Raw genomic sequence first — 12,050 nt, 5'->3', positions numbered from 1 at the left:
CTCCTTGATACAGGTCAAAGCTACGGGATCACCCGGAGGCCCCATTGCCGCACCTGGGCCGCAAAATGGCCACGATCAGTCGAGCGTCTGCCGGAACCGCGCCACGGCGATGCCCATGGCGACCAGCATGAGAAGCGCCAATATGGCGATGTCGAGCTGAAGGTCGGCGAAGGTGGAGGCCTTCAGCAGGATGCCGCGCACCATGCGCAGGTAATGAGTCAGCGGCAGGCATTCGGAGATCCACTGCGCCCACACCGGCATGCCGGCGAAGGGAAACATGAATCCGGAGAGCAGGATGTTCGGCAGGAAGAACATGAACGACATCTGCACAGCCTGGAGCTGGTTTTGCGCCAGGGTGGAGAACGTATAGCCCACCGCCAGGTTGGCGGTGATGAACAGCAGCGTGACGATGCAGAGCAGAAGCAGCGAGCCTTCCACCGGAACACCGAACAGCACCACCCCCGCGCCGAGGATCAGCACCGCCTGGAGCACGCCCACCAGCACATAGGGGATGATCTTGCCGAGCATGATCTCCACCGGGTGGATGGGCATGGAGAGCAGGCTCTCCAGCGTGCCGCGCTCCACCTCGCGCGTCACCGACAGAGCGGTGAAGATCAGCATGGTCATGGTGAGGATGGTGCCGAGCAGGCCCGGCACGATGTTGAGCTGGGAGGTGCCGGCGGGATTGTAGCGCCGGTGCTGGACGATCTCGAACGGCATTGCCCCGGCCGCATCCACGTACCGGATCTGCTTGAGCGCCGTGCCGACGATGCCGGCGAGCGCGCCCAGCGCGTTGCCCGCCGCCACGGGATCGGTCGCATCCGCCGCCACCAGCAGCTGAGGGTCCTCGCCGCGCCGCAGCGCACGTTCGAAGCCGGCGGGAATCTCCACCAGGAACAGCACCTCCCCGCCACGCACCAAATGCTCGGCCTCCGCCTCGCTGCGGGCCTCGCGGGTGAATGCGAAGAAGGCGGTGTTGCGCAGCGCGGCAAGGATCGCCCGTGTCACCTCGTTGTTCTCGTGGCTGAACACCGCCGTCGGCAGATGGCGCGGCGTGGTGTTGATGGCATAGCCGAACAGCACCAATTGCAGCAGCGGGATCATGATCATGGTCGCGAACGTCACCCGGTCGCGCCGCAGCTGGATGAATTCCTTGCGCACCATCGCCGAAACGCGGCGGGCAAAGCCGGGAATGCCGATCATCGCAGCGTATCCTTCGACCGGCTCATGAGGTCGATAAACACATCCTCCAGCGTCGGCGAATCCTGCTGGAAGGAGAGGTCCGGCCGTGTGCGATAGGGCGCCAGCGCGGCATCGAGGGCCTTAAGGTCGCGCCCGGAGATGTGCAGGCGGTTGCCGAACGGCGCCACCATGTCCACCCCGGCCGTGGATTCCAGCTCGCGCGCCAGCACCGCCATGGTGCGGCCCGGATCGGCGCCAGCCACCGCTTCAACGGTATAGGTGGAGAGGCCGGAGGCGGCGATCACGTCCGGCACGCGCCCTTCCGCCAGCAGATGGCCATAGGCGATGTATGCGATCTCGTGGCAGCGCTCGGCTTCGTCCATGTAATGGGTTGAGACCAGCACGGTCAGCCCTTCCGCCGCGAGCGCGTGGATCTGCGACCAGAATTCGCGCCGCGCCTGGGGGTCGACGCCGGCGGTGGGCTCGTCCAGCAGCAGCAGTTCGGGCGAGGGCAGGATGCAGGCCCCGAGCGCCAGGCGCTGCTTCCAGCCGCCGGACAATTCCCCCGCGAGCTGCTTGCCCCGGCCCTCCAGGCCCAGGCGCTCCAGCGCCTGCTGGGCGGCGCGCTCGGGCTTCGGCACGCCGTAGAGGCGGGCGACGAATTCCAGGTTCTCGCGCACCGAGAGGTCGGCATAGAGCGAGAATTTCTGCGTCATGTAGCCGACATGGCTGCGGATTTCGCGCGCCTGGGTAAGGATGTCGAGCCCAAGGCAGGTGCCGCGCCCGGCATCCGGCGTCAACAGGCCGCACAGCATGCGAATGGTGGTGGTCTTGCCGGAGCCGTTGGGCCCGAGGAAGCCGTAGATCTGCCCCTTGCGCACGCGCATGGAGAGATTGTCCACCACCACCCGGCTGCCGAAGGATTTGCGCAGCCCCTCCACCTCGATGACGATATCGCGGCCGCTCCCTGCGTCCGGAAGCGGCGCGGGCGCCGGGGCCGTGGGGCCGCCCGCACTCACCGCGCAGGTCCCGCCAGGGTGACGGTGACCGGCTGCCCCGGCCGGGCGGCGGAGGGATCGCGTGGGCGCGCCTCCACCAGATAGACCAGCTTGGCGCGCTCCTCGCGGCTGTAGATCACCGGCGGGGTATATTCGGCGGCATCGGAGATGAAGGACACGTCGGCCGTGAGTGGCGGGCAGCTGTCGCACGACACCGCGACCGGGGCGCCGAGCACGATCTTGGCCAAGGCCGCCTGGGGCACGAAGAAGCGCACCTTCACGAGCCCCGGCGGCAGGAGGGAGGCCACCGGCCGCCCCTCCGGCACCAGTTCGCCCACGCGATAATAGAGCGTCTGCACCGTGGCATCGGACGGCGTCTTCAGGGCCCGGCGGTCGAGCCGGATCTGGGCGGCGTCGCGATTGGCCTGCGCCTGCTTCACTGCCTGCTGGGCGGCGGCGATGTCCTCGTCGCGCGAGGCGATGCGGGCATTGTCGATCTGGCGCTGCACCTCGTCGAGGCTGGCCTGGTTCTGGTCGTATTGGTGCTGGGCGGTGTCGAGGTTCGCCTGCGAGGAGGCGCCCTTCGGCACCAGGGCCTTCTGGCGTTGCAGCTCGATGCGCGAGAGATCGAGCGCCGCGCTCGCCCGGCGCTGGGAGGCATCGAGAATGGCGATTTCCTCCGGACGCTGCTGGGCGGCCTTCGCCTTGTCGAGCCGCGCCTGCGCCTCGCCCAATGCGGCGACCGCTGCCGCGAGGTCCGCCTTCTGGACATCGTCCTCCACGGTCGCGATCACGGAACCGGCTTTCACCGCGCTGCCCTCGGCCACCGGCAAGGTGACCACGCGCCCGGCCTCCTGCGGGCCAATGAACAGCAGGTCGCCTTCCACATAGCCGGTGAACTGATTGTCCGGTGGCGCCGAGCAGGCGGCGAGCGCGAGCAGCGCCAGCGCTGCGACGGAGAGGCGCGCGCGGGCGGGGATCATGCGTCGGTGCTCCCGAGGCCGCGCAGAAGCACGTCCCTATAGGTTTGGATGAAGGCGCGCACGTCCAGCGGCTCGATATGCGCGAACAGGCTGTTCCAGACCAGCGACGTCATGGCGGGGGCGATCACGATTTGCGGGAAGCGGACGGCGGCGTCGGAGGTGATCTCCCCGCGGGCAAGCCCGCGCTCGGCGATGGCGCGGATCAGCGCCACGCCGCGCGAGACGACCTCGCGATGATGGAACGCAGCAAGCTCCGGAAAGCGGGGGCCTTCCGCGATCATCAGCAAGAGGATACCCCGCGCCGGCCCCTCGACGATGCGCGAAATCAATATCTCCGAAATTGTGTGCAGCAGCTCGCGCGTGGTGCCCTGATAGGCGGGCAGCAGGGCCGCGGCATCGCTCAGCACAGGCGCCACCGTGGCTTTCACCACCGCCTCGAACAGCGCCTGCTTGTCGGGGAAATAGAGATACAGCGTGCCTTTGGCGATGCCGGCGGCGCGGGCCACATCGTCCAGCCGGGTCGCCGCATAGCCGTGCTCGGTGAATTTCGACAAGGCGGCGGAAAGGATCGCCGCTTGCCGTGCCTCCCGGCTGTGCGGGTCGTTGGCTGCCGTGGCGCGGGCGCGCTTCGGGGATTTCGACGGCGGGCGGGGATCGGTCATGGCTCCCACGATAGCACGCAGTGACTGACCCGTCAGTCATGTTGCGCAAAAAAAGCGATGCAAGCCCCGCTTCGGCGTGGGCGGGTATGGAACCGAACCGCTACAGCCACGTTTCCTGAAGTTGACCTAGAGTAAAAGGCAAAGCCCATGGACGGGCTCTCACACACCTTGGGCGCGTCTGCAGTCGCCACCGCGCCTCAAACCGAGTGCCCCCGCGCCCCGCTGTCCGAAATGCTCAGCGCGCTGAGCTTTGCCCTGGATCTCACGGAAGGCCAGCCCGAGGGCCATTGCATGCGGGCCTGCTGGATCGCTTTGGCTATCGGCCGAAAGATCGGCCTGCCCCGCACGGCCATTTGGGAGCTGTATTATACGACCCTGCTCAAGGACCTCGGCTGCAGCAGCAATGCGTCCCGCCTGAGCCATCTCTACATGACCGACGATATCGCCTTTAAGCGCGATTATAAGAAAGTCGTCGGCTTTCCCGGCATCGTCTCCTTCATCCTGAGCCACACCGGCGACCGGGCACCGCTGAGGCAGCGTGTGGGCCAGTTCGCCCGCGTGGTGCGCGGGGGCAGAGCGGCGGCGCGCGAACTCATCGAGACGCGCTGCATGCGGGGCGGCGCCATCGCCCGGCGCATGCGCTTTTCCGATGCGGTGGCCAAGGGCATCGAGTCCCTCGACGAGCATTGGAACGGCAAGGGCCTGCCCCAAGGGCTGAGCGGCCCCGCGATCCCCCTCTATGCCCGCGTGGCCCTGCTGGCCCAGGTGGTCGACATCTTCCACATCAGCGCGGGCCGGGACGCGGCGCTTGCGGAGGTGCGGCGGCGCGCGGGAAGCTGGTTCGACCCGGATCTCGCGCGCGCCCTGGAGGCGGCGGCGGGTGAGCCCGACTTCTGGACCGCGCTCGATGCGCCGGATCTGGAACAGCGCTTGCTGAACCAGGCCCCCGCGCAGCATTGCACCGTGATGGACGATGCGTTTCTGGACGACATCGCCGTCGGCTTCGCGAGCGTCATCGATGCCAAGAGCCCGTTCACGGCCGGGCACAGCGAGCGGGTCGCGCTGCTCTGCGACGCCATCGCCCGGCAATTGGGCTGCGACCCCAACCAACGGCGCTGGCTGCGCCGCATGGCCCTTCTGCACGACATCGGCAAGCTCGGGGTCAGCAATATCATTCTGGAGAAGCCGGGCCCGCTCGATGCCGTCGAACGGGCCACGATGGAACGGCACGCGGTCCACACCGGCGAGATCCTGAGCCGTATTTCGGCCTTCGCGACGCTTGCGCCCATGGCGGCGGCGCATCACGAGCGGCTGGACGGCAAGGGGTATCCGCTCGGCCTGAAGGGCGACGAGATCGCGTTCGAGACCCGCATTCTCACCGTCGCCGACATTTTCGATGCACTGTCCGCCGACCGCCCTTACCGCCCGGCGATGCCCCTGGACCAGGCGCTGGACATCTTGCGCGACGGCATCGGCACGAGCGTCGATGGCCGCTGCGTGAGGGCGCTGGAGCAGGTTCTCCTTGCGGAAGGCGCGTTCACGGCGCCGCTTTGAGGTGCCAAGGCACCCTTTCGCGTAAACCATACCGGCCGAGTGTGCGCCGCAACCTTATGAAAAAACTCGATCTGCGGCCGAAATCGGCCCCATCGCTCTTTTGAGCGTAGAGCGCTTCTGATAAGCCGAGTCTTCCCCTTGGGGTACTGGGAGGATGAAGGATGACGCGCTTTCGAGTGATGCTGGCGGCTGCGCTGCTGGCAGGTTCCGTTGGCGGCGCTAGCGCGCAGACCATGAGCTACGCGGACGCCGCCGGCATGCTGGCGAAGAGCTGCGGCAAGGACATTCAGAAGTTCTGTCCCACCGTCAATCTGGGCGGCGGCGCCCTGGTGGACTGCATGGACAAGAACATCACCAAGGTGAACGCGCAGTGCAAGGCGGACTATGCGGCCGCCGAAGCCTCGATCGCGAAGCGCCAGGCCGCGCAGATGAACATCATCAAGGTCTGCAACGCGGATGTGGCGCGGCTGTGCCCCGGCATGGTGCCCCAGGACGGCAATCTGCTGTCATGCCTGCTTGAAGCCACCAAGGTGGTCTCGGCCGCCTGCAACCAGACCATCACCGACGCCGGCTACCGGTGATCGTCCGCCAATCCCGCACTCGCTAAGACAAGGACGACCCCCATGACGTCGCCTCTGATCCGTTTCGCGCTGGCGGCAGCGCTCACCTTCGGCGCGGCTCCCGCCTTCGCCCAGACCGCGCTGAACGATGGCCAGATCCTCCAGGGCCTCCAGGGCCTCACCGACACCGCACCCGTGATCACCGCGCAGCAGATGCGCGACCAGGTCAAGCAGCACATGGTGCAGTATCCCGGCGAAGCCCTCACCCGGCCCTCGCTGGCCCTGCATCTCGACAAGCTTCCGCAGATCAACGTGCAGATCCAGTTCCGCCTCAACTCGGCGATCATCGAGCCCTCGTCCTACCGGACGCTCGGCTCCATCGCCGATGCGATGCACAACCCGATCCTGCACGGATATAAGTTCATCGTCACCGGCAACACAGACGTGACCGGCCCGCGCGAGCTCAACCTCAAGCTCAGCCAGGCGCGTGCGGATGCGGTGGTGAACGCGCTCGAGACCACGTTCAACGTCAGCCCCAATCGCCTCGAAGCGGTGGGCCTCGGCGAAGAAGTGCTGCTCGACCCCAAGAATCCCACCTCGGCCATCAACCGCCGGGTGCAGATCTTTACCGTCGGGCGCGTCGGCGTCAAATGAGCCAACAAGGTCGGCGCGGGAGCCGCAAGCGTCCCGCGCCGACCTTCCCTTTCTACTCATCTGGCTGTGCGGGCGCGCCCCGCTCTCCCCCGATGGTCGCGCTTGAAACCCGCGCGCTTTGCGACCCTTATGCCTGCCCGCCCCGGAAGAAGGGCAAGCCCAGCCAAGGAGTCGTTCATGCTGCCCGAGTTGCGCGTGCTGTATTTCGAAGACCTCACCGTCGGCATGTCGGAGGAGCTGCGCAAGACCATCGTCTCCACGGACGTGGTGGGGTTCGCCGAGGTGACCGGCGACCGCAATCCGATCCATCTGTCCGAGCATTTCGCCGCCAAGACGCCGTTCGGCACCCGCATCGCCCACGGCCTCTATACCGCCAGCCTGATTTCGGCGGTGCTGGGCACGCGCCTGCCCGGCCCGGGCGCGGTCTATATTTCCCAGACGCTGAATTTCCGCGCGCCGGTGAAGATCGGTGACGTGGTGGTGGTGCGGGTGGAAGTGGCCGAGCTGATCCCCGAACGCCGCCGCGCGCGTCTCGCCTGCACCTGCAAGGTGGGCGACGAACTGGTGCTCGACGGCGAAGCCTGGGTGAAGGTGCCCGCCAAGGCCGAAAGCGCGCCGAGCCCGCTGCGCCCCGCCGGCGGCTGATGGCGTCTGCGCCGGGCCTCAGGCCTCAGCGGCTGGCGCCCGGCACCCAGAGCACATCACCCGCGCCGTGTGCGTTCACATAGCGGCTGGCCACGAACAGCAGGTCGGACAGGCGGTTCATATATTGGATCGCCGCCGGCCCCACCTTCTCTCCCGGGATCTGGGCGAGCGCCACCATCTGCCGTTCGCCGCGGCGCGCGACGGTGCGGGCGAGATGCAGATAGGCCGCGGCCGGCGTGCCACCCGGCAGCACGAAGGAGCGCAGCGGCGCCAGATCGCCGTTCAGCCGGTCGATATCGGCTTCCAGCTTCTCTACCTGTGACGGCACGATGCGCAGGGCCTCGTAGGCCGGCGGCGGCGCGCCCGGCCGCTCGGGCGTGCACAGATCGGCGCCGAGGTCGAACAGATCGTTCTGGATGCGCGCGAACATGGCGTCGAGCGCGGCGTCGTCCGAAAGATGCAGCCGCACGAGGCCGATCACGGCATTGGTCTCGTCCACGGTGCCATAGGCTTCCACGCGGGCATCGTATTTGGCCACGCGCTCGCCGGTGCCGAGGCCGGTCGTGCCGTCGTCACCCGTGCGGGTGTAGATCTTGTTCAGCTTGACCAATCCGCGCTCCCGTCACCGGCCCATGGCGAAGATGGTGATCATGATGAGCACGATGGCCAGGAACTGGAACAGCACGCGCAATTGCATCAGCTTCTGCGAACGCTGCGGCGACCCGCCGGCCGCCAGATTGACCAGCCCGAGCACGAGCACGCCGGCGACACTGGCCAGCGCCAGCGGAATGATCAGATAGATGGTCCAATGCAGCATGTCGGGTACTCTATGGCATGTTCACGCGGGTTGGAAACCGCTTCCGCGCCCGCTGCGGCTAGTTCAGCACGGCAATCGCGCCGTTGAGGCTCGCGGCATAGCAGCCCCATATCAGATAGGGCACCAGCAGCCAGCCCGCGAGGGCATCCACCTTGAAGCAGGCCCGCAGCGTCGCCGCGAGCACGACCAGCAGCGCCAGCAGGATCAGCAGGCCGGGCCAGATGGCGTGAAGGCCGAAGAAGACCGGCGACCACGCCGCATTCAGCGCCAGCTGCAGCAGGAACAGCACGATCGCCCGCTGCCGCGCCGGCGAGGGCGGCACCCTGTCCCACAGCCGCCACAGGCACACCGCCATCAGGGCGTAGAGCAGGGTCCAGGCGATGGGGAAAGTGGCGTTGGGCGGGGTCCAGCCGGGCTTTACCAGCGTCGCGTACCAGGTGGGGATCTGCGGATAGGTGGTAACTCCGCCGACGAAGCTCACCACGGCCACCAGCGCGAGGCAGGCGAGAAGCCGCAGGACCGATCTCAGGACAGGGGAAGCTGCGGCCGGGGCGGCGGACATGGGCACTCCGTCTTCAGGGCCGCGCAGGGCCGGAAAGGCGCAGAGCCTCGCGGCCGGAACGCCGGCCGTCAAGGGCGCTGAAAGCGGGAGCGGAGGCGCACGCCACCAGCCAAGCTTTGCGAACATTGCCGAAAACGCGGGTCCGCCATGCGGCAAATAACCAGAACGCCGCGCTTTCCTGCTTGAATATTGCTGTATCGCAGCGCAAAGGGCTGTCAACTCATCGTCATGCCGGCGCCCGGCGCCCAAAAGAGTTCGCCATGTCCAAGCCTTCGGCCCCGCCCTCCGCCGTCGCAACAGGCCATCGCCGCCTGAATGCCTCGGATTATCGCACCCTGCTGCTGTCCGCCCTCGGCGGCGCGCTGGAATTCTACGATTTCATCATCTTCGTGTTCTTCGTCACGGTGCTGGGCCATCTGTTCTTCCCGCCCGGCATTCCCGACTGGCTGGTGCAATTGCAGGCGTTCGGCATCTTCGCCGCCGGCTATCTGGCGCGCCCGCTGGGCGGCATCGTGCTCGCCCATTTCGGCGATACGCTCGGCCGCAAGCGCATGTTCACGCTCTCCATCTTCCTGATGGCGCTCTCCACCTTGGGCATCGCCTTCCTGCCGAGCTACCAGACCATCGGCATCGCGGCCCCGGTGCTGCTGCTCGCCATGCGGGTGCTCCAGGGCGCCGCCATCGGCGGGGAAGTGCCGGGCGCCTGGGTGTTCGTGTCCGAGCATGTGCCCGCCGGCCGGGTTGGCCTCGCCTGCGGCATCCTCACCTGCGGGCTGACCTCGGGCATTCTGCTGGGCTCGCTGGTGGCCACCGCCATCAACCGCAGCTTCACCCCGGCGGAGATCCACGACTGGGCCTGGCGCGTGCCCTTCCTGCTGGGCGGTATCTTCGGCTTCTGCGCGGTCTATCTGCGCTCCTGGCTGGAAGAGACCCCCATCTTCAAGGAGATGAAGGCCCGCAAGGCGCTCGCCGCCGAGCTGCCGGTGAAGCTGGTGATGCGCCGCTATGCGCCGCAGGTGCTGCTCTCCATGGCGCTCACCTGGATGCTCTCCGCCGCCATCGTGGTGGTGATCCTGATGACGCCGACCCTGCTGCAGACCCGCTACGGCATCAGCGCCGCCACCGCGCTCACCGCCAACAGCCTCGCCACGCTGACGCTCTCCGCCGGCTGCGTGCTCACAGGCCTTGCGTGCGACCGGCTGGGCGCGGGACGGGTGCTGACCTTCGGCAGCGTGGCGCTGGGCGCCTCGGTCTATGCGCTCTACGCCCTGGTGGGCGCGCATCCGGATCTGCTGCTGCCGCTCTATGCGCTGGCCGGCTTCTTCGTCGGTATCATTTCCACCACGCCGTTCGTGATGGTGCGCATCTTCCCGCCGGTGGTGGCGTTCTCCGGCGTCTCGTTCTCCTACAACGTCGCCTACGCCATCTTCGGCGGTCTCACCCCGCTGCTGGTGACGCTGGCGCTGCAGATCGACCCCATGGCCCACGCCCATTATCTCGTCGCCATCTGCGTGATGGGCGCCCTGATCGGGATCAATCTGTGGGCGCGCGAGGCGGCCGGCGCCAAGGTGACGGAGCCGCTGCCGAGCGCGTGAGGGCCAAACGGCGCCTCTGAAACGAAAAAAGGCGGTCCGGGCCGAAGCCGGGACCGCCTTTTTCATGAGGAAAGCTCAGTTCCCGCCTTCCAGCAGGCGGCGGGCGATGACCTGAGCCTGGATCTCGGCCGCGCCCTCGAAGATGTTGAGGATGCGCGCGTCGCACAGCAGGCGCGAGACCGGATATTCCAGCGCGAAGCCGTTGCCGCCGTGGATCTGCAAGGCGTTGTCCGCCGCCGCCCAGGCGACGCGGGCGCCCAGCAGCTTGGACATGCCGGCTTCCAGATCCGTGCGGCGCCCCTCGTCTTTCGCGCGGGCGGCGAAATAGGTGATCTGGCGGGCGATCATGGTTTCCACCGCCATCATCACGATCTTGTCGGCGACGCGGGGGAAGGCGATCAGCGGCTTGCCGAACTGGATGCGCTCCTCGGCATAGCGCAGCGCGGTTTCCATGGCCGCCTGGGCGACGCCCACGGCGCGCGCGGCGGTCTGGATGCGCGCGGCCTCGAAGGTGTTCATGAGCTGCTTGAAGCCCTGCCCCTCCTCGCCGCCGAGCAATTGGCCCGCCGGCACCTCGAAGCCGTCGAAGCCGATCTCGTATTCCTTCATACCGCGATAGCCGAGCACCTCGATCTCGCCGCCGGTCATGCCCTTGGCGGGGAACGGCTCTTCGTCCGTGCCGCGCGGCTTTTCCGCGAGCAGCATGGAGAGGCCGCGATAGCCCGGCTCGGCCGGATTGGTGCGCACCAGAAGCGTCATCAAATCGGCGCGGACGGGATGGGTGATCCAGGTCTTGTTGCCGTTGACCTTGTAGACGTCGCCCTCCTTCACCGCGCGGGTGCGCAGGGAGGCGAGATCCGAGCCGGTATTGGGCTCGGTGAATACCGCCGTGGGCAGGATCTCACCCGAGGCGAGCTTGGGCAGGTAATGGGCCTTCTGCTCCTCGGTGCCGCCGCCGAGGATGAGCTCGGCCGCGATTTCCGAACGGGTGCCGAGCGAGCCGACGCCGATATACCCGCGCGACAGCTCCTCGGTGACGACGCACATGGCCTCTTTCGAAAGGCCGAGGCCGCCGTATTCCTCCGGGATGGTGAGGCCGAACACGCCGAGGTCCGCGAGCCCCTGGATGATTTCCATGGGGATATAGGCGTTCTTCAAATGCCATTCGTGGGCGTGCGGGGCGACCTCCGCCTCGACGAAGCGGCGGATTTCCGTGCGCATCGCCGCCATGGTCTCGTCGAGGCCAGTTTCGCCCACCGTGCCGCTGTGGCTCTCGCGGATGATGGCGGCCAGCGCGGCGCGGCTCTCGGCGGTGTTGCCGGCGCGGGCGAGTTCCGCGATCGCCGGCTCGGCGCGCAATGCGGCGATGGTCTCAGCGCCGAGGAACAGGTCCTCCAGCCGCACGATCTCGCCCTGGCTCATGGGAATGCCGCCGAGGATCTGCGCCACATATTCGCCGAGGCCGATCTGAACCAGCAGCCGTTCGGTCTCGCCGAAGGTGCCGGCGGCGGTCAGGCTGTCGGCATAATGCACCAGCTCGCGCACGCCGAAGACGTAGGTGGCGAGCCAGGCGAGGCCGTGGGAGGCGCGCTGCTCGGCGTCCAGGAGCTTTGACGACAGCTTGCCGCCCTCGCTGACCCGCGCGCGCACCTGGGAGGTGGCTTCCGCGAGCACGCTCTGCAGGACATTGGTCGCCGTCCGGCCGAGGGCCACGGCGTCGATGGGGGCGGCATCGAGCGCTTGAAGCGCGGCACTGCTGGACATGGCGGGATTCCTCTGGTTGTGCGGTGCGGAATTTTCTTGTCAGATTATCCCGCGACCGCCGCGACGCAACGGGA

At 67.5% G+C, this 12,050-nt stretch carries 13 protein-coding genes; 5 read left to right on the top strand and 8 right to left on the bottom strand.

Features of this window, described 5'->3' with window-relative positions:
* Window positions 1–75 precede the first annotated feature (75 nt).
* The 4 genes from V5F68_RS21200 to V5F68_RS21185 form a co-directional block, all read right to left on the bottom strand.
* Window positions 76–1,203, bottom strand: coding sequence for an ABC transporter permease (locus tag V5F68_RS21200; protein ID WP_394015418.1), 1,128 nt, complete (start codon window positions 1,201–1,203; stop codon window positions 76–78).
* The gene (locus tag V5F68_RS21195; RefSeq protein WP_394015537.1) at window positions 1,200–2,135 is read right to left on the bottom strand and encodes an ABC transporter ATP-binding protein; all 936 of its coding nucleotides are present in this window, start codon (window positions 2,133–2,135) and stop codon (window positions 1,200–1,202) included. Before V5F68_RS21195 ends, V5F68_RS21200 begins: the two co-directional genes overlap by 4 nt.
* A 62-nt stretch (window positions 2,136–2,197) precedes the next feature.
* Complete coding sequence (locus tag V5F68_RS21190; RefSeq protein WP_394015419.1) at window positions 2,198–3,163, bottom strand: HlyD family secretion protein; 966 nt, start codon at window positions 3,161–3,163, stop codon at window positions 2,198–2,200.
* The gene (locus V5F68_RS21185; protein WP_394015420.1) at window positions 3,160–3,825 is read right to left on the bottom strand and encodes a TetR/AcrR family transcriptional regulator; all 666 of its coding nucleotides are present in this window, start codon (window positions 3,823–3,825) and stop codon (window positions 3,160–3,162) included. The genes V5F68_RS21190 and V5F68_RS21185 overlap by 4 nt, the downstream gene beginning before the upstream one ends.
* A 231-nt stretch (window positions 3,826–4,056) precedes the next feature.
* Between V5F68_RS21185 and V5F68_RS21180 the strand changes: the two genes are divergently transcribed.
* From V5F68_RS21180 to croR, 4 genes are all read left to right on the top strand, one after another.
* Window positions 4,057–5,379: an HD-GYP domain-containing protein gene (locus V5F68_RS21180; protein ID WP_394015538.1), complete on the top strand. Its 1,323-nt coding sequence runs from the start codon at window positions 4,057–4,059 to the stop codon at window positions 5,377–5,379.
* A gap of 161 nt (window positions 5,380–5,540) precedes the next feature.
* Window positions 5,541–5,960 carry a cysteine rich repeat-containing protein gene (locus tag V5F68_RS21175; protein WP_394015421.1) on the top strand — a complete coding sequence of 140 codons (420 nt, stop codon included), beginning with the start codon at window positions 5,541–5,543 and terminating at the stop codon, window positions 5,958–5,960.
* 42 nt (window positions 5,961–6,002) lie between these two features.
* On the top strand, window positions 6,003–6,593 hold the full coding sequence (locus V5F68_RS21170; protein ID WP_394015422.1) for an OmpA family protein: 591 nt from the start codon (window positions 6,003–6,005) through the stop codon (window positions 6,591–6,593).
* A 177-nt stretch (window positions 6,594–6,770) separates the two neighbouring features.
* Entirely contained in the window at window positions 6,771–7,238 is a 468-nt protein-coding gene (croR, locus tag V5F68_RS21165) for a 3-hydroxybutyryl-CoA dehydratase (RefSeq protein WP_394015423.1), read from the top strand.
* A gap of 25 nt (window positions 7,239–7,263) precedes the next feature.
* On the opposite strand, the gene V5F68_RS21160 is transcribed toward croR, so the two are convergent.
* The 3 genes from V5F68_RS21160 to V5F68_RS21150 are packed head-to-tail and all read right to left on the bottom strand — an operon-like array spanning window position 7,264 to window position 8,617.
* A complete protein-coding gene (locus V5F68_RS21160; protein WP_394015424.1) occupies window positions 7,264–7,848 on the bottom strand; it encodes a cob(I)yrinic acid a,c-diamide adenosyltransferase in 585 nt (194 codons plus the stop codon).
* A gap of 12 nt (window positions 7,849–7,860) precedes the next feature.
* On the bottom strand, window positions 7,861–8,055 hold the full coding sequence (locus V5F68_RS21155; RefSeq protein ID WP_348845754.1) for a twin transmembrane helix small protein: 195 nt from the start codon (window positions 8,053–8,055) through the stop codon (window positions 7,861–7,863).
* A gap of 58 nt (window positions 8,056–8,113) precedes the next feature.
* On the bottom strand, window positions 8,114–8,617 hold the full coding sequence (locus V5F68_RS21150) for a TspO/MBR family protein (RefSeq protein WP_394015425.1): 504 nt from the start codon (window positions 8,615–8,617) through the stop codon (window positions 8,114–8,116).
* 260 nt (window positions 8,618–8,877) lie between these two features.
* On the opposite strand from V5F68_RS21150, the gene V5F68_RS21145 reads away from it, so the two are divergent.
* On the top strand, window positions 8,878–10,212 hold the full coding sequence (locus V5F68_RS21145; protein ID WP_394015426.1) for an MFS transporter: 1,335 nt from the start codon (window positions 8,878–8,880) through the stop codon (window positions 10,210–10,212).
* A gap of 75 nt (window positions 10,213–10,287) precedes the next feature.
* Here V5F68_RS21145 and V5F68_RS21140 read toward each other — a convergent pair whose 3' ends face one another.
* A complete protein-coding gene (locus V5F68_RS21140; protein ID WP_394015427.1) occupies window positions 10,288–11,976 on the bottom strand; it encodes an acyl-CoA dehydrogenase family protein in 1,689 nt (562 codons plus the stop codon).
* Between the last annotated feature and the right edge of the window lie 74 nt (window positions 11,977–12,050).

This window comes from Roseixanthobacter pseudopolyaromaticivorans (genome assembly GCF_043195145.2).
Taxonomy (GTDB): domain Bacteria; phylum Pseudomonadota; class Alphaproteobacteria; order Rhizobiales; family Xanthobacteraceae; genus NCEH01.
This window is presented reverse-complemented; position numbering and strand designations above follow the sequence as displayed.